Raw genomic sequence first — 18,942 nt, forward strand, 5'->3', positions numbered from 1 at the left:
GAAAAATTACTTTTATATGCGTTTTGGTTTTTAAGAAGGATCGAGCCTTGAGCGAAGAAAAGCCCCGCAAACGCCGTGGCGCCGGTCGCGTGACCCTCAACGCGGTGGCGCGCCAGGCCGGTGTTTCGGCAATCACCGTGTCACGGTATTTCAACCAGCCGGAACAGGTCTCGCCCGAACGCCGCGAACGGATTGCGGCGGTGGTCGCCGAACTGGGTTACGTGCCGAATCTGGTGGCCGGCGGGCTCGCCTCGGCGCGGGGGAAAATCGTCGGCATGGTGATCCCGAACATCTCAGGGCCGATCTTCGCCAACACCATTCAGGGCTTCAGCGACACCCTTAGCCGTCACGGCTACCAGCTACTTTTGGCCTCGAGTTACTTCAGCACTGAACAGGAGGAAAGCGCCGTGCGGGCGTTCCTCGGCTGGTCGCCGGCGGCGCTGGTGGTCACCAGTCACTTCCACAGCGCGGGTACGGAAAAGATGCTCGCCGAAGCGGATATCCCGGTGATCGAAACCTGGGATTACCAGCCGGATCGCGAGCCGATGCAGATCGGTTTTTCTCACTTCGAAGTGGGTGTCAGCGCCGCTCGCTATCTGCACGACAAAGGCTATCGGCGAATCGCCTTCGTGCAGAACAGCGCCCCCGGCGACTTCAGCGCACTGGAACGCCGCGACGGCTATGCGGCGACCGTGCGTGAGCTAGGACTTGAGCCCTGGGTATTTGCACCGGACGCCGATCGCGCCCCGTTCGAGGCCGGCAAGCAAGCGATGCAAGCGCTGATGAACGCCTCACCCCGCCCGGACGCGATCATCTTCGCCAACGACAACCTCGCCGCCGGCGGCCTGCTCGCCGGACAACGCGCCGGCCTCAAGATCCCCAAAGACTGCGCCGTCCTCGGCTTCGGGGACTACCCGTTCGCCGAGATGCTGCTGCCGAGCCTGAGCACGATCAAACCACCGGCGCTGGAGATCGGCGTGCTGGCGGCAACGCGAGTGCTAGAAAGCCTTGGCGTGCTGCCGAGCGATGAGGTGCAGCGGCTTAATCTGCTGCAGTGCACGGTCATAGAGCGGGAAAGTACCTGACCCAGAGACTCGCTCTAGCAGTACGTGAGTCAGATCGAAAAATATGGGGTGATATCAAACTCGACTACATCCCAAACGCCCCCGGCGTATTCCGGGTTGTCGAGATGAACACCAATGTCCCGCACCCGCGGCAACAACTCGCGATCCGCGACCAGTCCCGCAAAGTGCAATGCCAGTGCTTCTTGAATGTTGCTGACAGCTTCAGCGGCTGTACCGCCTGCCGAGTAACAACCCGGAATGTCGGGGACGATCACTCCGTAGTCTGAGTCGGAATCCTTATGCAGAACGACCGGAAATTTCATTAGTGCCCTTCCTGTACACCCGTAGATGCAGCGCACTATAGGTATAACCTGCAATCAGAAAGCTAAATTACACATCTTGAAATCGATCGTTACGTGAAGATCTGATGCAGCTCGCAGTCTGGATGGCATAGACAGAACGTCATGGTCAGCTAGCGGAGAGATACGAAAAGAATGGGCCGGTTTGGCTATGCTCTAAAGAACACCGAGCTGGACGAATCACAGGTAAACGAACCCACCAGGCGAAACCCACCATGCACACCGCAATCATCATCTTCTTCGGCCTGATCCTGCTGGCGCTGATGTTTTACATCGGCGAGCGCATCGGCTTCAGTCGGCAGACGCTGGCCTATGGTTTCGCGGCGTTGTGGCTGGCGTTGACGGTGATCAATGGTGCGGTCGGCGTGGTGCACGCCGGTCAGCCTCTGGGGTCGGAGATTGCGATCGGCAGCGCCGTGTATGGCGTACCGCTGGCGGCGATGGTGTTGTTCATGGTGCTGAGCGCCGAGACCTGAAAGCGTCCCGGCGCCCTGCCCCGATCAACGCACCAGATGCAGGAACTGCATGTGCCGTTCGTACTGGTCGAGGATGTCGTTGATGATCTGCTCTTTCGTGTAACCGACCAGATCGTAGTCCTGACTGCCCTCGCTCAAGTGCACTTCAGCGCGGTAGTAGCGGCGATTGTTGAGTTGCTTGGAGCCCATGCCGCCACGGGCGAACGACGGCGTGAAGTAGCCGCGCATCTGCACCTGATAGATGAACGGGTGCTGCTCGCCGTGACCGATTTCCAGGCTGACGCTGTCATGGGCCGGATCGGGTTGGGTGACAACGTTCAGGCCTTTCTCGGCGAACACGGCCGTCACTTCTTCGATGGCCGGTTTCACCGTGGTGTCCATGAAGCGGTACACCTCGTCGCGCGACGGGAAGTGCACGGCCTGGCTCAGGCGCTGGCGCCAGCCGCCCTTGCCACGCCGTGAACCGGAGACCGGCGCCAGCGAATGCAGTTGCGCGATCTGCTTCTGCGACTCCAGATAGAACGCCTTGTGCAGGCCCCACATCATCAGCAGCAGAATCAGCGAGAACGGCAACGAGGTCAGCACCACGGCCGACTTCAGCGCATCGATGCTGCCGGAGAACAGCAGCGCACTGGTCACCAGCGCGGTCATCGCACCCCAGAACACTCGCAGCCATTTCGGCCCGTCTTCATCCGGGTTGCCGCCCTTGGCCGACAAAGTCGAGAGCACCACGGTGCCGGAGTCGGCGGAGGTGACGAAGAACACGAAGCTGATGAACACCGTTACCGCGATGACGGTTTTGCTCCACGGATAGGTTTCCAGCAGCAGGTAAAGCGTCATCGACGGGTTGTCGAGGGCCGACATGCCCAGTGCCGACATACCGTGATTGAGCACCTGGTCGATGGCGCTGTTGCCGAAGATCGACATCCACGCCAGGGTGAAACCGAGTGGAATCAGCAGCACGCCGAAGACGAATTCGCGGATGGTCCGGCCTCGGGAAATCCGTGCGATAAACAGTCCCACAAACGGCGACCATGCGATCCACCATGCCCAGTAGAACACCGTCCAGCCGCCGAGCCAGTCGCTCGGTTTGTCGTAGGCGTAGAGGTCGAAACTCTTCATCGGCAACGCGCCGAGGTAGTCGCCCAGATTCTGGATCAGGGTGTTGAGCAAATGCTGGGTGGGGCCGGCGAACAACACGAACAGCAGCAGCGCACAGGCCAGCAGCATGTTGATGTCGGACATGACCCGCACGCCTTTATCCACACCCGAGACGGCGACGATGATCGCCGCGCCCATCATCAGCGTGATCAGGCCGACCTGAATCCACTGGGTATGGGCAATGCCGAACAGATAATCCAGACCGGAGTTGAGATGGAGCACGCCGAAGCCCATGTCCGCACCGAGGCCGAACACCGTGGCGATGATGCCGAAGCCGTCCACCGCGTAGCCGATGGGCCCGTTGATGCGCTTGCCGATCAGCGGGTACAGCGCCGAACGCAAGGCCAGCGGCAGGTTATGCCGGTAGGCGAAATACGCCAGCGCCATACCGACAAAGGCGAACACGCCCCAGCCGTGCAGGCCCCAGTGCAGAAACAGAATCTGCATCGCCTGACGCGCCGCCTCCGCGGTGCCGGCCTCGCCTTGGGGCGGTTGGAGCATGTGGGTCAGCGGTTCGGACACGCAGAAGAAGAACAGCGTGATGCTGATCCCGGCGGCGAACAGCATGCCGGCCCAGGACAGGTAACTGAATTCGGGTTCGTCGTGGTCGGCACCGAGTTTGATCTTGCCGTAGCCCGATAACGCGGTGACCACCACGAAGACCAGATACAGAGTCATCGCGAGCATGTAGTACCAGCCGACCGTGTTGGCCGCCCAGTTTTGCGCTTCGAGAAGCCAGGCGCCGGCCTGTTCCGGCATGGCGATGACTGTCAGGCCGAACAGCAGGATCACCGTCGCGGCGAACCAGAACACCGGCGGATTCATGCGCACCAGACCGCTGGCGGGGGTGGACGATGCACTCATGAACGGTGCACCTCAAGAGATTGGAAAATGGCTGAAATGATCGGACTCAGCAAAGGCAAGCCTCCTGTTGTGAGCGGGCAGCGAGCCGCCGGTTTAACTTGAATGAACGTTCAAGTTAAACATGGATAGTACGCTCAGGACTAATCGCAGGGCTCAGCGGTACCTTTCGTACGCTAGCTCAAGAGGGGGTATGACGCTGTGGCGAGGACGATCGTTCCCGCGTTGCGCGGGAACGATCAGACAGAAAAATTACTTCTGCGTCCCGTCATCATGCTGCAGGTTGGCCTGTGTCAGGTTGCACCCGGCCGGTACGCTGCGGGTCAGCCACACGTTGCCGCCGATGGTCGAGCCCTTGCCAATGGTGATCCGGCCGAGAATCGTCGCCCCGGCGTAAATCACCACGTCGTCCTCGACGATCGGATGCCGTGGATGACCTTTCTGCAGCTGGCCGTCCTCGTCCGCCGGGAAGCGTTTGGCGCCGAGGGTCACCGCCTGATAAATCCTGACGCGCTCGCCGATGATCGCGGTCTCGCCGATCACCACGCCGGTCCCGTGGTCGATAAAAAAACTGCGGCCGATCTGCGCGCCCGGGTGAATATCGATGCCGGTCGCCGAGTGGGCGATTTCCGAACTGATCCGCGCCAGCAGCGGCAGACCTGCGCGATACAAATGGTGAGCCAGACGATGGTGAATCACCGCCAGAATCCCCGGATAGCACAGCAGCACTTCATCCACGCTGCGCGCCGCCGGATCGCCGTGGTAGGCGGCCAGCACATCGGTGTCGAGCAGGCTGCGCAAGCCCGGCAACGCGAGGGCGAAATCCTGGATGATCCTGATCGCCTGCGCCTCGACTTCGGTATCGGCCTGGGCGCTGTGGCGGGCGACGTAACGCAGTTCGAGTCGTGCCTGGGCCAGCAATGCATTCAAGGCAACGTCGAGGGTGTGGCCGACGTAGAAATCCTCGCTTTCCTCACGCAGATCCACCGGACCCAGCCGCATCGGAAACAGTGCGCCGCACAGGGCTTCCAGGATCTGCGCCATCGCATCACGGGACGGCAACTCGCGCCCGCCCTGCTCTCCGGAAGCACGGCCATTTTGGGCCCGCCACTGATCCCGCGCGGTACGCAGCTGGCTGACGATGGTCTGCAATTGCCAATGGCTGGAACGCTCGCTCACGGTAAAGACTCCTCACGGGCGGCCGGACTGTCTGGCCGCGTCAACGGCGACTACTTTACGGCAACCCCACCGGGGCGAATTAAGAACCGATAGTGCTGGCTTAAGCACATTTGGCTATAAGCGATTGGCGGTTGCCCCGGTAAATCGGCGTGCCTATAGTCCTGACATCTCCTTGCATCAGTACGGAACCATGTCCACACAACCGATCAAACAACAGCTGGATCGCTTTAACCGCCTCGACCTGCTCGGCCAGCCGACCCCACTGGAAAAGCTCGAGCGCCTGTCCACCTGGCTCGGCCGCGATGTCTACATCAAGCGCGATGACCTGACGCCTCTGGCCATGGGCGGTAACAAGTTGCGCAAGCTCGAATACCTCGCCGCCGATGCCCTCGCCCAAGGCGCCGATACCCTTATCACCGCTGGCGCACTGCAATCGAACCACGTTCGCCAGACCGCCGCGCTGGCCGCGAAACTGGGCCTGGGCTGCGTGGCCCTGCTGGAAAACCCGCTGGGCACCGATGACAGCAACTACACCGGCAACGGCAATCGCCTGCTGCTGGACCTGTTCGACACCAAGGTCGAGCTGGTCGACAACCTCGACAACGCCGACGAACAACTGGCCGCCCTCGCCGTGCGCCTGCGCAGCAACGGCAAGAAGCCGTATCTGGTGCCGATCGGTGGCTCCAACGCCCTCGGCGCACTGGGTTACGTGCGCGCCGGCCTGGAACTGGCGGAACAGATCAAGGACACCGGGCTGCAATTCTCCGCCGTCGTTTTGGCCTCGGGCAGCGCCGGCACTCATAGCGGTCTGGCGCTGGCCTTGAGCGAAGCCCTGCCGCAACTGCCGGTAATCGGCGTGACCGTCTCGCGCAGCGAAGAAGATCAGCGCCCGAAAGTACAGGGCCTGGCCGAACGCACCGCCGACCTGCTGGGTGTGGCGCTGCCGGACAGTTTCAAGGTCGAGTTGTGGGACGAATACTTCGGCCCGCGTTACGGCGAGCCGAATGCCGGAACCCTGGCGGCAGTGAAACTGCTGGCCAGCCAGGACGCCGTGCTGCTCGATCCGGTCTACACCGGCAAGGCCATGGCCGGGCTGCTCGACGGCATCGGTCGCGGGCGTTTCGACGACGGCCCGATCATCTTCCTGCACACCGGCGGCGCCCCGGCGTTGTTCGCGTACAAGGACTTTCTGTAGGCCTGAGCGCGTTCCCGCGCCAGACGTGGGAACGCTCAGCGTCAGCTCGAATACATATTCATTAAAAGAATAACAAACGGAAAATTCATTATTTTCCATTCTAAAACAACCGTCATATAGTCTCGCCGCAGGCGAATTTCGCGAGAGACGCATAAGCTGCTTTAAGGCAGGATAGCGCTGTCGTCCAATTCCCGGATTCGCCAACTTTCCTTAAGCGTCTTCCATAAGAAAACACAGGGGCTTGTCATGATTCTTTCCGCACTACGTCGAAATCTGCTGGTAGGTTCGCTGGGCCTGGCACTGAGCGCCGGTCTGATCAGCAACGCCGTTGCCGGTGAGCAACTGCAACAGATCAAGGACAAAGGCGTTATCAACGTCGGCCTGGAAGGCACTTACCCACCGTTCAGCTTCGTCGATGCCGACGGCAAGCTGTCGGGTTTTGAAGTCGAGCTGTCCGAAGCCCTGGCCAAGAAGCTGGGCGTGAAGGCCAAGATCCAGCCGACCAAATGGGACGGCATCCTCGCGGCACTGGAATCCAAGCGTCTGGACGTCGTGGTTAACCAAGTGACCATCTCCGAAGAGCGCAAGAAGAAGTATGACTTCTCCGAGCCGTACACCGTTTCCGGGATTCAGGCGCTGGTGCTGAAAGACAAGGCAGCCGCGCTGAACATCAAATCCGCCGCTGACCTGTCCGGCAAGAAAGTCGGCGTGGGTCTGGGCACCAACTACGAACAATGGGTCCGCGCCAACGTGCCGGGTGCCGACGTTCGCACCTACGACGATGATCCGACCAAGTTCGCCGACCTGAACAACGGCCGTACCGACGCGATCCTGATCGACCGTCTGGCGGCACTGGAATACGCCAAGAAAGCGCCGAAAACCGTCGCTGCGGGTGAAGCCTTCTCGCGTCAGGAAGCCGGTGTAGCCCTGCGCAAAGGCGAGCCTGAACTGCTGGCCGCCGTGAACAAGGCCCTCGACGAACTGCGTGCCGACGGCACCCTTGAGAAGCTGTCCACGAAATACTTCAACGCTGACGTCACCAAATAATGGAAGAAGCTTTCCAACTCGCTCTGGACTCCGCGCCCTTCCTGTTGAAGGGCGCGTACTACACGGTAATCCTCAGCTTGGGCGGCATGTTCTTCGGCCTGCTGCTGGGCTTTGGCCTGGCGTTGATGCGCCTGTCGCGTTTCAAGTCGGTCAGCTGGCTGGCCCGCATCTACGTGTCGTTCTTTCGCGGCACGCCGTTGCTGGTGCAACTGTTCGTGATCTATTACGGCTTGCCGCAATTGGGCATGGAACTCGACCCGCTGCCGGCGGCACTGATCGGCTTCTCGCTGAACATGGCCGCCTACGCCTGTGAAATCCTGCGGTCCGCGATCGGTTCGATCGAACGCGGCCAGTGGGAAGCCGCTGCGAGCATCGGCATGACCCGCGCGCAGACCCTGCGCCGGGCCATCCTGCCGCAGGCGATGCGCACGGCCTTGCCGCCGCTGGGCAACAGCTTCATTTCGCTGGTCAAGGACACCGCACTGGCCGCCACCATTCAGGTGCCGGAGCTGTTCCGTCAGGCACAGCTGATTACCGCCCGGACTTTCGAAGTCTTCACCATGTATCTTGCCGCCGCGCTGATCTACTGGATTCTGGCCACGGTGCTGTCGCACTTCCAGAACAAGTTGGAAGAGCGGGTCAATCGGCACGACCAGGAGTCCTGACCCCATGATTGTCGTGGAAAAACTGACAAAGCAGTTCAAGGGTCAAGTCGTGCTCAACGGCATTGATCTGGAGGTGAAGGAAGGTGAGGTCGTGGCAATCATCGGCCCCAGCGGCTCGGGCAAGACCACGTTCCTGCGCTGCCTGAACTTCCTCGAGCAACCCACCAGCGGCCGTATCAAGGTCGGCGATATCGAAATCGATACCAGCCGCCCGCTGAACCAGCAGCAGAGCCTGGTGCGCAACCTGCGCCAGCACGTGGGTTTCGTGTTCCAGAACTTCAACCTGTTCCCGCACCGCACCGCCCTGGAAAACGTCATCGAAGGCCCGATCGTGGTCAAGAAGACGCCCCGCGATGCAGCCATTGCCCTGGGCAAGAAGCTGCTGGCCAAGGTCGGCCTGGCGGGCAAGGAAGACGCCTACCCACGGCGCCTGTCCGGTGGCCAGCAACAGCGCGTGGCGATTGCCCGGGCGCTGGCGATGGAGCCGGAAGTGATCCTGTTCGACGAGCCGACCTCGGCCCTCGACCCGGAGCTGGTGGGTGAAGTGCTGGCGACCATCCGCGGCCTCGCCGAGGAGAAACGCACCATGGTGATCGTCACCCACGAAATGGCGTTCGCCCGTGATGTGGCCAACCGCGTGGTGTTTTTCGACAAGGGCGTGATCGTCGAACAAGGTGAAGCGAAAGCGTTGTTTGCCAATCCGAAAGAAGAACGCACTCGACAGTTCCTCAGCAAGTTCAGAAACAACGGCTAACCCGTAAACTTTCCTGAATATAAACTTCCATGGATGGAAGTTTCGCTTACACCCTCCCCACTAAAAAACTTAATCCAGCGACTGCATTACATATATATGTCCTGCAACAGTCTCGCCGCGATTAAAGTTCGCCCCCTGCAAATTTCCAGCTGTACAAAACGACCGACGACAGAACAATAAAATCCGGCAAAAGCTGTGGCCCGATTCGCTATGCAGAATAGGTAGAGTGCCTTATCCGCGTAGGAAGCTTCTGATAAATCCGTAATTCTTCAATTAACTAATCCTCTCCGTTGACACGCCATTCAGCGAACTTTTATCTAGTCACTCATCGCGCCCCACAACATTACCTAGACCCGATAACGAATGGCCGAACGACCCTGTTTTTATTACCGGGCAATTCACGCCATTTGAACTTTCAGAAACGGATTTCGCTGCAAGGCTTCAAGGAGAGGACTTCATGACCCGCACTTCGCACATCCCCGAACTGGTCGCGCCGAGCCTGGCGCCATCCCAACACAACGGCATCAACCTTGCGGCAGCGGCTCATCTGCTGGTCGATGTTCCGCCCTACCCGGACATGGACACCGGCGATCTGATCGAATTGTTCTGGGACAACTGCTACGTCGCCTCTCACGTGCTGACAGCACAGGACGTCGCAACCCCAGTCAGCCTGCGAGTGCCGGAAAGCTTCATCGCCAGCGGATCGTCACGCATCCACTATCGGGTCATGCGGGTGGGTCACGGGCCATCGCTGTCGGCAGCCGCGCGGGTCACGGTCAAACTCGACTGCCCCGGTGGGCAGCCTCCAGCGCTGTGTGGCGACGAAAACCAGCAACTCGCCCCCGTGACCCTGCCCGACACCATTCGCCGTCAGGGAGTCAACGCGAACCAGATCAGACGCGGCGTGCCGCTGACCATCGAGCCCTATCTGAACATGGCCGAAGGCGACGCCATCACCCTGCGCTGGGGCGATGTGCGGATGGACCTGGCGCGCATCACCCCGGCCGATATCGGCAAGCCGATTCAGGTCTGGGTGCCGCCGGCGATCATCACCGAGGCCGGCGAGGACCTGCGGCTGGACGTGACTTATTGCATCCTCGACCGGGTGGGCAACAACTCGCGCTGGGCGCCGCCGCGAACGCTGAAGATCGGTTGCGTGAATCCCTATCTCAAGGTGCCGCTCAAGGAAACGCTGAAGGCAGCAGAGCCGCGAAAAAAATGAGCATCGACGGTCGGCGAGGGACGAATTCCTTCGCCACCGCTCGCTTAACCAGACGGACCACGCCCCCTTCTATACATATTCCTAAAAGTTAGTTTATTTAAATTTTATACGCGCTTAGGGTATATGAACCGGACCACCGGACATTCTTTCGTTCGCCGCACTTTTGCGGCGTTTTTCATGAGATGTGAGGTAGGTAACATGGTCCGGAACACAATCACCCCAGTGCAGATCGCCAGGGCATTGCGTGCAGCCAAGGAGCGGCACTGATGTCCAGTCTGGCAGACGCAAACGTCCAGAGTGACCTGGACATCGCCCCGTTGTTGTTGCCCGCGCAAGTGCTGCGCAACGACGCTCAAGCCATTAAGGCCGCCCACGAGCTGGCGCAGGTCGCCCGCGTGCAGGCCGCCAAACGTGACCGTCAGCGCAAGCTGCCGTGGTCGGAAATCGAACAGTTCACCCGCAGCGGCCTCGGCAGCATCGCGATTCCGCGCGAGTACGGCGGCCCGCAGGTTTCCTTCGTCACCCTGGCCGAGGTGTTCGCGATCATTTCCGCGGCCGACCCAGCACTGGGACAGATTCCGCAGAACCAGTTCGGCATCATCAACCTGATCCTCGGCAGCGCCACCGAACAGCAGAAAAAACAGCTGTTGCAGAGCGTGCTCGAAGGCTGGCGCATCGGTAATGCCGGGCCCGAACGCGGCACCAAGGACACTCTGGAACTGAAGGCGCGCATCACCGCTGACGGCGATGACTACGTGATCAACGGCCAGAAGTTCTATTCCACCGGCGCCCTGTTCGCCCACTGGGTGGCGGTCAAGGCGCTCAACGATGACGGCAAGCAAGTCCTGGCTTTCGTCCGTCGCGGCACGCCTGGTCTGCGCATCGTCGATGACTGGTCGGGTTTCGGCCAGCGCACCACCGCCAGCGGCACGATCCTGTTGAACAACGTGCGGGTCGATGCCGGCCTCGTGGTGGACAACTGGAAGATCAACGAAAAGCCCAACACCCAAGGCGCAGTGTCGCAGCTGATTCAAGCGGCGATCGACGCCGGCATCGCCCGTGGCGCCATCGATGACGCCATCGAATTCGTCAAGACACGCGCCAGGCCGTGGGTCGACGCCAACGTCGAACGGGCCAGCGATGACCTCTACGTGATCGCCGACATCGGCAAACTAAAAATCGAACTGCACGCTGCCGAAGCGCTGCTGCGCAAGGCCGGGCAAGTGCTGGATCAGGTGCACGCCGCACCACTCACCGCCGAGTCCGCCGCCCGTGCCTCAATTGCCGTGGCCGAAGCCAAAGTGCTGACCACCGAAATCTCGCTGCTGGCCAGCGAAAAGCTCTTCGAACTGGCCGGCAGCCGCGCCACCCTCGCCGAATTCAACCTCGACCGTCACTGGCGCAACGCCCGGGTGCACACCCTGCACGACCCGGTGCGCTGGAAGTATCACGCGGTCGGCGCCTATCGCCTCAACGGCAAGTTGCCGGCTCGCCATTCCTGGATCTGACGACCAGACATCTGGAGAAAACCTATGACCTTTTCCCATCCCGTCGCGGTCATCACCAGCGACGAGCAAGCCCTGATCGTCGCCAGCGACCTGGCCGAAGACTTCCAGCGCGACAGTAACCTGCGCGACCGCGAACGCCGCCTGCCGCTGCCGGAACTCGACGTGTTTTCCCGCTCCGGCCTGTGGGGCATCAGCGTGCCCAAGGAATACGGCGGCGCCGGCGTGTCCAACGTGACCCTGGCCAAAGTCATCGCCCTGATCGCCCGGGCCGATGGCTCACTCGGGCAGATTCCGCAGAACCATTTTTATGCCCTCGAAGTGCTTCGGGTGAACGGCAGCCACGAGCAGAAAAAACGTTTGTACGCCGAAGTCCTCGCCGGCCAGCGCTTCGGCAATGCCCTAGCGGAACTGGGCACCAAGACCGCCCATGACCGTGTCACCCGCCTCAAGCGCGACGGCAACGGTTATCGCATCAGCGGTCGCAAGTTCTATGCGACCGGCGCCATTTACGCCCAACGCATTCCAACGTCGGTAGTCGATGAAAACGGTGTGCAGCAACTGGCCTTCGTCCCGCGCGACAGCAAAGGCCTGACCGTGATCGACGACTGGAGCGGCTTCGGCCAGCGCACCACCGGCAGCGGTTCGGTGGTGTTCGAAGACGTGTACGTCGCCGCCGAAGATGTCATCCCGTTCCAGAGCGCCTTCGAACGCCCGACCCCGGTCGGCCCGCTGGCGCAGATCCTTCACGCCGCCATCGACACCGGCATCGCCCGCGCCGCTTACGAAGATGCGCTGCACTTCGTGCGCAGCAAGACCCGGCCATGGATCGATTCGGGTAACGACAAGGCCACCGAAGACCCGCTGACCCTCAAGAGTTTCGGCCACTTGAGCATTCGCCTGCACGCCACCGAAGCGCTGCTCGAACGCGCCGGCGAATTCCTCGACGCAGCCCAGGCAGATACCAACGCCGAGACGGTTGCAGCAGCCTCGATTGCCGTCGCCGAAGCACGGGCGATCAGCACCGAAATCTCTCTGGCCGCCGGCAGCACCCTGTTCGAACTGGCCGGCAGCCAGGCCACCCTGATCGAGCATGGCCTCGACCGCCACTGGCGCAACGCCCGGGTGCACACCCTGCATGACCCGGTGCGCTGGAAGTATCACGCGGTCGGCAATTACTACCTCAACGATGCAAACCCTCCGCTGCGAGGGACCATCTGATGAGCAAGAAAAAGATCCTGCTCAATGCGTTCAACATGAATTGCATCGGCCACATCAACCACGGGTTGTGGACGCATCCCCGCGACACCTCGACCCGGTACAAGACCATCGAGTACTGGACCGAACTGGCGCAACTGCTGGAGCGCGGGCTGTTCGACGGGCTGTTCATCGCTGACATCGTCGGCGTGTACGACGTCTATCAGAACTCGGTGGACGTCACCCTGAAAGAGTCGATCCAGCTGCCGGTCAACGATCCGCTGCTGCTGGTATCGGCGATGTCCGCGGTGACCAAAAACCTCGGATTCGGCCTGACCGCCAACCTCACCTACGAGCCGCCGTATCTGTTCGCCCGACGCATGTCGACGCTCGATCATCTGAGCCGTGGGCGGGTGGGCTGGAACATCGTCACCGGTTATCTGGACAGCGCCGCCAAGGCCATGGGCCTGAGCGAACAGGTCGAGCACGACCGGCGTTACGACCAGGCCGACGAATACCTCGAAGTGCTCTACAAACTCTGGGAAGGCAGCTGGGAAAACGGCGCGGTGCTCAACGATCCACAGCAGCGGATCTACGCGCAGCCGGACAAGGTGCACAAGGTCGAACACAAGGGCGAGTTCTATCAGGTCGAGGGTTATCACCTGTGCGAGCCGTCGCCGCAGCGCACGCCGGTGCTGTTCCAGGCCGGCAGTTCGGATCGCGGTCTGCTGTTCGCCGGACGTCATGCCGAGTGCGTGTTCATCAGCGGCCAGAACAAGCCGTCGACCAAGGTGCAGGTGGACAAGGTCCGCGCCAGCGCCGTCGAAGCCGGGCGCAACCCCGAGGACATCAAGGTGTTCATGGGCCTCAACGTGATCGTCGGCGAGACCGAGGAAGCGGCCTGGGCCAAGCACGCGGAATACCTGAGCTACGCCAGCGCCGAAGCGGGCGTGGCGCATTTTTCGGCGTCCACCGGGATCGATTTTTCCCAGTACGAAATCGACGAACCGATCCAGTACGTCAAAAGCAACGCGATCCAGTCCGCCACCAAAAACCTGCAGAACAACGACTGGACCCGACGCAAGTTGCTCGACCAGCACGCCCTCGGCGGACGCTACATCACCGTGGTTGGCTCGCCGCAGCAAGTGGCGGATGAACTGGAATCGTGGATCGCCGAAACCGGCCTCGACGGCTTCAACCTGACCCGCATCGTCACCCCGGAAAGCTATGTGGATTTCATCGATCTGGTGATTCCGGAACTGCAACGGCGCGGCTCGTACAAGACCGCGTACGACACCGGCAGCCTGCGGGAAAAACTGTTTCACGGCGAAGCGCATTTGCCGCAGCAACACACCGGCGCTCACTACCGACACTCCTCCTCGCACTGACTGGAAAACCACCATGACCAAGAAGCTCCTGTCCCACCCAGTCAAAGCACTGGCCCTGGCCTTCGGCCTGTTCAGCTCGGCGGTGTTCGCCGCCGATGCTCCGTTGAAAATCGGCACTACCGCCGCCTTCGCGATTCCGCTGGAAGCCGCCGTCGAAGAGGCCTCCAAACAAGGCCTGAAAGTCGAGCTGGTGGAGTTCACCGACTGGATCGCGCCAAACGTCAGCCTCGCCGCCGGTGACATCGACGTGAACTACTTCCAGCACATCCCGTTCCTGGAAAACGCCAAGGCGGCTTCCGGTTTCGACCTGGTGCCGTTCGCCCCGGGCATCATCAACAACGTCGGCCTGTACTCGAAGAAATACAAAAGCTTCGACGAGCTGCCTGAGGGCGCCAGCGTCGCCATCGCCAACGACCCGATCAACAGCGGACGCGGTCTGCAACTGCTGGCCAAGGCCGGTCTGATCACCCTCAAACCGGGCGTCGGTTACAAGGCTACCGAAGACGACATCGTCGCCAATCCGAAGAAGATCAAGATCCTGCAAGTCGAAGCCGTGCAGCTGGTGCGCGCCTACGATGATGCCGATCTGGTCCAGGGCTACCCGGCCTACATCCGTCTGGCGAAGACTTTCGATGCCGGCTCCGCGCTGCTGTTCGACGGCCTCGACCACAAGGAATACGTGATCCAGTTCGTGATCCAGCCGAAGAGCAAAACCGACCCGCGCCTGATCAAGTTCGTCGACATCTACCAGCATTCGCCGGCCGTTCGCGCCGCACTGGATAAGGCCCACGGCAAGCTGTACCAGGCCGGTTGGGAAAGCTGAGGATGACGGCAGCCATTCAACGGCGACTGGATCTTCCAGAGCCACCCGCGCTGGCACAGCGCACCGAACTGCATCCCGAGCTGAACCGCGCCCATGTGCGTTTCGTCGGGCTCGGCAAAACCTACGACGGCAAACAAGGCCCGGTCGCCGCCCTGCAAGGCATCGACCTGGCGATCCAGCGCGGTGAAGTGTTCGGCATCATCGGCCGCAGCGGCGCCGGCAAGTCGTCGCTGATCCGCACCATCAACCGACTCGAACAACCGACCTCGGGCCGGGTGCTGATCGATCAAGTGGACATCGGCGAGTACGACGAGGATCGCCTCGTCGCCCTGCGCCGGCGGATCGGCATGATCTTCCAGCACTTCAATCTGATGTCGGCGAAAACGGTGTGGCAGAACGTCGAGCTGCCACTGAAAGTCGCAGGCGTCCCGAAGGAGCAACGGGAGAAAAAGGTTCGCGAACTGCTGGAGCTGGTGGGCCTGCAAGCCAAGCACAAGGCGTATCCGGCGCAGCTGTCCGGCGGGCAGAAACAACGTGTCGGCATCGCCCGCGCGCTGGTGCACGACCCGGACATTCTGCTCTGCGACGAAGCCACTTCGGCCCTCGATCCGGAAACCACCCAGTCGATCCTCGGCCTGCTGCGCGAGATCAACAAACGCCTGGGCCTGACCATCGTGCTGATCACTCACGAGATGGCGGTGATCCGGGAAATCTGCGACCGCGTCGTCGTACTGGAGCACGGACGCATTGTCGAGCAAGGCCCGGTCTGGGAAGTGTTCGGCAACCCGCAGCACGAGGTCAGCCAGACCTTGCTCGCACCGTTGCAGCACGCTTTGCCCGAAGAATTGCAGAACCGTTTGCAGGCACAGCCTTTGTCGGCGGACGCGGCCGTGGTGCTGCGTTTGCAGTTCACCGGCAGCCAGCAGGACGAACCGGATCTGGCCGCGATGTTCGCGGCGCTCGGTGGCCGGGTGAAATTGCTCCAGGGCGGTGTGGAACGGATTCAGGGCCACGCGCTCGGACAACTGCTGCTGGCAGTGGCGGGATCAAAGCTGAGCGCCGAGGAATTGCGTCAGCGTGCCAGCCAGTGGGCACAACGCACGGAGGTGCTGGGTTATGTGGTTTGATCGCTTGCTGCAGGGTTTTATCGACACGTTTCTGATGGTCGGCGTTTCGTCGCTGATCGCACTGCTGGCGGGTATACCGATGGCAGTGATTCTGGTCACCAGCGACAAGGGCGGGATCTACGAAGCACCGGTGCTCAATCGCGCGCTGGGTGCGTTCGTGAACCTGTTTCGCTCGATTCCGTTTCTGATTCTGATGGTGGCGCTGATTCCGTTTACCCGGCTGATCGTCGGCACCACGTACGGCGTGTGGGCGGCAGTCGTGCCGTTGACCATCGCAGCCACGCCGTTCTTTGCGCGGATCGCCGAGGTGAGCCTGCGTGAAGTCGACTACGGCCTGATCGAAGCCGCTCAGGCCATGGGCTGCCGGCGCTGGCACATCGTCTGGCATGTGCTGTTGCCCGAGGCGCTGCCGGGGATCGTCGGCGGTTTCACCATCACCCTGGTGACGATGATCAACTCCTCGGCCATGGCCGGAGCGATTGGCGCCGGCGGTCTGGGCGACATCGCCTATCGCTACGGCTATCAGCGCTTCGACAGCCAGATCATGCTGACCGTGATCGTGTTGCTGGTCGCACTCGTGGCGCTGATTCAACTGGGCGGCGATCGCCTGGCGCGGGGGCTGAACAAGCGCTAGAACAATCGATGAGCGCTGCCCTCCCCGGCATCAATCATCGATCAGACTGTCGAGCCACGCGTATTCAGTTTTGCTTCGATGCAGCGCCTGCATGCTTTTTGCCGCGTAAACAATGCTGTCGGCGTTGTTCGCGGCCAAATGCGCGCGCAGCGCCGGATTTGCATTGAACAGGCCGACCGCCGTCTGAAGATCCAGATCGTCGCCGATCCCCAGATAATCACTGATCCCGAACAGCAGGTTGTCGTGATCGTCCGTAAAAGCGTTCACGTACTCGACTGTCAATCCACCGCGCATGATCACTTCGGAAACACTGCGCTCCGGAATGTCGTAGACGGTCAGCGGCTCCAGACTCAGCAAGCCACGCTGGCTGTCACCCAGATAGAAGAAATCCGCGGCGTTGGGACCGATGGTCCTGAAGCGATCGATGCGGTTGGTATGCAGCATTTCATGGCCCAGGGACATGCCTAGAATCTCTTGCTGCATGTACTTGCGGTTGAGGAAGAAGCGGCCATGGAAATCCTTCTTGTACATCCATGCGGCACTGTTGTTTTCAGTTTCCACTGCGAAGAATTTCTCCTCGCCCCAGGTCCCTTGGTACTCCCTGGAAAGCGCAAGACCTCGCGCCACCGAGTCAGAGAACTGCTGCGCCACGGCCTGGTGCCCTGCGCCAAAAAAACTTTCGTAAACCGCGCTGGCACCGTCGTATTTCAAGCCAATGGCGTGAACGGCATCAGCGAAAACGCTTTCGACCACTCGCAACTCCGTGCGAATCAATGCGGCCTGCTCCGGTGGAAACTGCTTCAGCCCCCGAGCAATCAGCGTGGCTTCCTTTGCAGTCTCGTGCTCGATCTCGTCATCAATACCGGTGTGAACCCGACTGTGCTTTTCCGAATCTTTCCTGATATTGCGGATGAGCTCATCGATGTCGATATCGATGACATTGCCTGCGTCGCCGGATGACCGAGCCCGTTCCGGCGACCATTTCTTGCTGTGCGGATCGAAGAACAGGACCGGTCCCGAAGCCGTCCACTCGGACATCAAGGTCGCGCGATATTCACCGCCTGCTGCGGTTTGCCGAACCTGGACAATCTCGCCGGGGGCGACATCGACGAACGTGCGTCCCTTGATAACCCTCAACCCCAGTGCATCAGGCGCAGGCAGGGTGGCCGGCGCTTTCAGGCGATAGTCCGCAAGCGCCCCGTCCCCGAAACGACCCGACAGGATCTCGGCGGTCGGCAGGGATGAAACAATGACTGCGGCGTCTGGCATATCCGGTTGGCGAACGGCCTCCACATCCGTTTGATCCATGTCCCGAAAACTCTTGTGCGCAGGTTCGTACTCGGGAAAGTCAGCATCGGATCTTTTACGCAGTGCAATGGCGTCTGCCAGGCTATGGCTGGAGGACGTGGTGGAGGTTTTTCGAGTATTGCCCATGAAAAAATCCTTGTTGAGTAAATCTCCCTGAAAAAATCGGGCAGACATCGCGCTAGTCGTCTATCGCGTGGGCGCTATTGCAACCGATCGGGAACGGTCAGGTGCGGTAAATATGTATTGCACTTGAGCCGGCGTTTTGTGCTTTGTCCGGATCTGGATCCTCTGAACCGCGAAAGCGCTTATAGTCTGCCGATCTTCCTTTCAGCCCATGACGACCATGAAGCAGACCTCTACCGACCTCGAACAGATCACCGCCACCACCCTCGGCCATTACAACTCGGTGGCCGAGGATTTTCGTGAAGGCACCCGCGATCACGATGTCAGTCAGAACATCGACGCCCTGTTGCGGCACATCCAGGGTGACGCGCCGTTTTCCATCCTCGATTTCGGCTGCGGGCCGGGGCGGGATTTGCAGACGTTCACACGGATGGGACACGTCGCCGTCGGCCTCGACGGCGCGGAGAAATTCGCGCAGATGGCTCGGGACGACAGTGGCTGTGAAGTGTGGTGCCAGGACTTTCTGAAGCTGGATCTGCCGGCAGAACGCTTCGACGGGATCTTCGCCAATGCGGTGTTGTTTCATGTGCCGTTGCAGGAATTGCCCCGGGTCTTGAAGCAGTTGCACGGGACATTGAAACCGGGCGGTGTGTTGTTCAGCTCCAATCCGCGCGGGGATAACCGTGAGGGCTGGAACGGGCCGCGTTATGGCTCGTATCACGATCTGGAAGCGTGGCGCGGGTTGTTGACCGCTGCCGGGTTCGTGGAGCTTGAGCATTACTACCGGCCGGCGGGGCTGCCGCGTGAGCAGCAGCCTTGGTTGGCGAGTGTCTGGCGCAAAGCCGTGTAGTAGG

17 protein-coding genes and 1 pseudogene are annotated in these 18,942 nt (G+C 60.9%); 14 read left to right on the forward strand and 4 right to left on the reverse strand.

The window, feature by feature from the left end:
- Positions 1–47 precede the first annotated feature (47 nt).
- Complete coding sequence (locus PMI24_RS08200) at positions 48–1,085, forward strand: LacI family DNA-binding transcriptional regulator (protein ID WP_007952723.1); 1,038 nt, start codon at positions 48–50, stop codon at positions 1,083–1,085.
- A gap of 38 nt (positions 1,086–1,123) precedes the next feature.
- Here PMI24_RS08200 and PMI24_RS08205 read toward each other — a convergent pair.
- Positions 1,124–1,387, reverse strand: a pseudogene (locus tag PMI24_RS08205) (type II toxin-antitoxin system HicB family antitoxin); the annotation flags it as partial.
- Positions 1,388–1,638: 251 nt separating this feature from the next.
- Here PMI24_RS08205 and PMI24_RS08210 point away from each other — a divergent pair.
- Positions 1,639–1,899 (forward strand): hypothetical protein, encoded by a 261-nt coding sequence (locus PMI24_RS08210; RefSeq protein ID WP_007952727.1) that lies wholly within the window; start codon positions 1,639–1,641, stop codon positions 1,897–1,899.
- 24 nt (positions 1,900–1,923) lie between these two features.
- On the opposite strand, the gene betT is transcribed toward PMI24_RS08210, so the two are convergent.
- A complete protein-coding gene (gene betT, locus PMI24_RS08215) occupies positions 1,924–3,885 on the reverse strand; it encodes a choline transporter BetT (protein ID WP_162831787.1) in 1,962 nt (653 codons plus the stop codon).
- Positions 3,886–4,173: 288 nt separating this feature from the next.
- Positions 4,174–5,100: a serine O-acetyltransferase EpsC gene (gene epsC / locus PMI24_RS08220; RefSeq protein ID WP_007952730.1), complete on the reverse strand. Its 927-nt coding sequence runs from the start codon at positions 5,098–5,100 to the stop codon at positions 4,174–4,176.
- Between the two features lie 190 nt (positions 5,101–5,290).
- Here epsC and PMI24_RS08225 point away from each other — a divergent pair, with 190 nt between their 5' ends.
- The 11 genes from PMI24_RS08225 (at position 5,291) to PMI24_RS08275 (ending at position 16,657) form a co-directional block, all read left to right on the forward strand.
- On the forward strand, positions 5,291–6,295 hold the full coding sequence (locus tag PMI24_RS08225; RefSeq protein ID WP_007952732.1) for a D-cysteine desulfhydrase: 1,005 nt from the start codon (positions 5,291–5,293) through the stop codon (positions 6,293–6,295).
- A gap of 246 nt (positions 6,296–6,541) precedes the next feature.
- Positions 6,542–7,342 (forward strand): cystine ABC transporter substrate-binding protein, encoded by an 801-nt coding sequence (gene tcyJ, locus PMI24_RS08230; RefSeq protein ID WP_007952734.1) that lies wholly within the window; start codon positions 6,542–6,544, stop codon positions 7,340–7,342.
- Complete coding sequence (gene tcyL, locus PMI24_RS08235; protein WP_007952735.1) at positions 7,342–8,007, forward strand: cystine ABC transporter permease; 666 nt, start codon at positions 7,342–7,344, stop codon at positions 8,005–8,007. Before tcyJ ends, tcyL begins: the two co-directional genes overlap by 1 nt.
- A 4-nt stretch (positions 8,008–8,011) precedes the next feature.
- A complete protein-coding gene (gene tcyN, locus PMI24_RS08240) occupies positions 8,012–8,761 on the forward strand; it encodes an L-cystine ABC transporter ATP-binding protein TcyN (protein WP_007952738.1) in 750 nt (249 codons plus the stop codon).
- A gap of 457 nt (positions 8,762–9,218) precedes the next feature.
- The gene (locus tag PMI24_RS08245; RefSeq protein ID WP_007952739.1) at positions 9,219–9,983 is read left to right on the forward strand and encodes a hypothetical protein; all 765 of its coding nucleotides are present in this window, start codon (positions 9,219–9,221) and stop codon (positions 9,981–9,983) included.
- A gap of 266 nt (positions 9,984–10,249) precedes the next feature.
- Positions 10,250–11,491, forward strand: coding sequence for an SfnB family sulfur acquisition oxidoreductase (locus tag PMI24_RS08250; protein ID WP_007952742.1), 1,242 nt, complete (start codon positions 10,250–10,252; stop codon positions 11,489–11,491).
- Between the two features lie 24 nt (positions 11,492–11,515).
- A complete protein-coding gene (locus PMI24_RS08255; protein WP_007952744.1) occupies positions 11,516–12,709 on the forward strand; it encodes an SfnB family sulfur acquisition oxidoreductase in 1,194 nt (397 codons plus the stop codon).
- Positions 12,709–14,073 (forward strand): LLM class flavin-dependent oxidoreductase, encoded by a 1,365-nt coding sequence (locus PMI24_RS08260; RefSeq protein ID WP_007952746.1) that lies wholly within the window; start codon positions 12,709–12,711, stop codon positions 14,071–14,073. Before PMI24_RS08255 ends, PMI24_RS08260 begins: the two co-directional genes overlap by 1 nt.
- A 13-nt stretch (positions 14,074–14,086) precedes the next feature.
- Positions 14,087–14,896 (forward strand): MetQ/NlpA family ABC transporter substrate-binding protein, encoded by an 810-nt coding sequence (locus PMI24_RS08265; RefSeq protein WP_007952748.1) that lies wholly within the window; start codon positions 14,087–14,089, stop codon positions 14,894–14,896.
- Between the two features lie 2 nt (positions 14,897–14,898).
- Positions 14,899–16,023, forward strand: coding sequence for a methionine ABC transporter ATP-binding protein (locus tag PMI24_RS08270; protein WP_007952750.1), 1,125 nt, complete (start codon positions 14,899–14,901; stop codon positions 16,021–16,023).
- A complete protein-coding gene (locus PMI24_RS08275) occupies positions 16,013–16,657 on the forward strand; it encodes a methionine ABC transporter permease (RefSeq protein WP_007952752.1) in 645 nt (214 codons plus the stop codon). Before PMI24_RS08270 ends, PMI24_RS08275 begins: the two co-directional genes overlap by 11 nt.
- A gap of 30 nt (positions 16,658–16,687) precedes the next feature.
- On the opposite strand, the gene PMI24_RS08280 is transcribed toward PMI24_RS08275, so the two are convergent.
- Positions 16,688–18,139 carry a hypothetical protein gene (locus tag PMI24_RS08280; RefSeq protein WP_238553812.1) on the reverse strand — a complete coding sequence of 484 codons (1,452 nt, stop codon included), beginning with the start codon at positions 18,137–18,139 and terminating at the stop codon, positions 16,688–16,690.
- A gap of 169 nt (positions 18,140–18,308) precedes the next feature.
- On the opposite strand from PMI24_RS08280, the gene PMI24_RS08285 reads away from it, so the two are divergent.
- On the forward strand, positions 18,309–18,938 hold the full coding sequence (locus PMI24_RS08285; RefSeq protein WP_007952755.1) for a class I SAM-dependent methyltransferase: 630 nt from the start codon (positions 18,309–18,311) through the stop codon (positions 18,936–18,938).
- The last annotated feature ends 4 nt before the right edge of the window (positions 18,939–18,942 follow it).

This window comes from Pseudomonas sp. GM25 (assembly GCF_000282255.1).
GTDB lineage: Bacteria > Pseudomonadota > Gammaproteobacteria > Pseudomonadales > Pseudomonadaceae > Aquipseudomonas > Aquipseudomonas aphyarum.

What these genes read in the sequence shown, in the direction of transcription:
- tcyN (WP_007952738.1), top strand. Translation starts at nt 8,012, where the DNA reads ATGATTGTCGTGGAAAAACTGACAAAGCAGTTCAAGGGTCAAGTCGTG.
- tcyJ (WP_007952734.1), top strand. Translation starts at nt 6,542, where the DNA reads ATGATTCTTTCCGCACTACGTCGAAATCTGCTGGTAGGTTCGCTGGGC.
- PMI24_RS08250 (WP_007952742.1), top strand. Translation starts at nt 10,250, where the DNA reads ATGTCCAGTCTGGCAGACGCAAACGTCCAGAGTGACCTGGACATCGCC.
- PMI24_RS08265 (WP_007952748.1), top strand. Translation starts at nt 14,087, where the DNA reads ATGACCAAGAAGCTCCTGTCCCACCCAGTCAAAGCACTGGCCCTGGCC.
- PMI24_RS08275 (WP_007952752.1), top strand. Translation starts at nt 16,013, where the DNA reads ATGTGGTTTGATCGCTTGCTGCAGGGTTTTATCGACACGTTTCTGATG.
- PMI24_RS08260 (WP_007952746.1), top strand. Translation starts at nt 12,709, where the DNA reads ATGAGCAAGAAAAAGATCCTGCTCAATGCGTTCAACATGAATTGCATC.
- betT (WP_162831787.1), bottom strand. Translation starts at nt 3,885, where the DNA reads ATGAATCCGCCGGTGTTCTGGTTCGCCGCGACGGTGATCCTGCTGTTC.
- tcyL (WP_007952735.1), top strand. Translation starts at nt 7,342, where the DNA reads ATGGAAGAAGCTTTCCAACTCGCTCTGGACTCCGCGCCCTTCCTGTTG.
- PMI24_RS08285 (WP_007952755.1), top strand. Translation starts at nt 18,309, where the DNA reads ATGAAGCAGACCTCTACCGACCTCGAACAGATCACCGCCACCACCCTC.
- PMI24_RS08225 (WP_007952732.1), top strand. Translation starts at nt 5,291, where the DNA reads ATGTCCACACAACCGATCAAACAACAGCTGGATCGCTTTAACCGCCTC.
- PMI24_RS08270 (WP_007952750.1), top strand. Translation starts at nt 14,899, where the DNA reads ATGACGGCAGCCATTCAACGGCGACTGGATCTTCCAGAGCCACCCGCG.
- PMI24_RS08210 (WP_007952727.1), top strand. Translation starts at nt 1,639, where the DNA reads ATGCACACCGCAATCATCATCTTCTTCGGCCTGATCCTGCTGGCGCTG.
- PMI24_RS08280 (WP_238553812.1), bottom strand. Translation starts at nt 18,139, where the DNA reads ATGTCTGCCCGATTTTTTCAGGGAGATTTACTCAACAAGGATTTTTTC.
- PMI24_RS08245 (WP_007952739.1), top strand. Translation starts at nt 9,219, where the DNA reads ATGACCCGCACTTCGCACATCCCCGAACTGGTCGCGCCGAGCCTGGCG.
- PMI24_RS08255 (WP_007952744.1), top strand. Translation starts at nt 11,516, where the DNA reads ATGACCTTTTCCCATCCCGTCGCGGTCATCACCAGCGACGAGCAAGCC.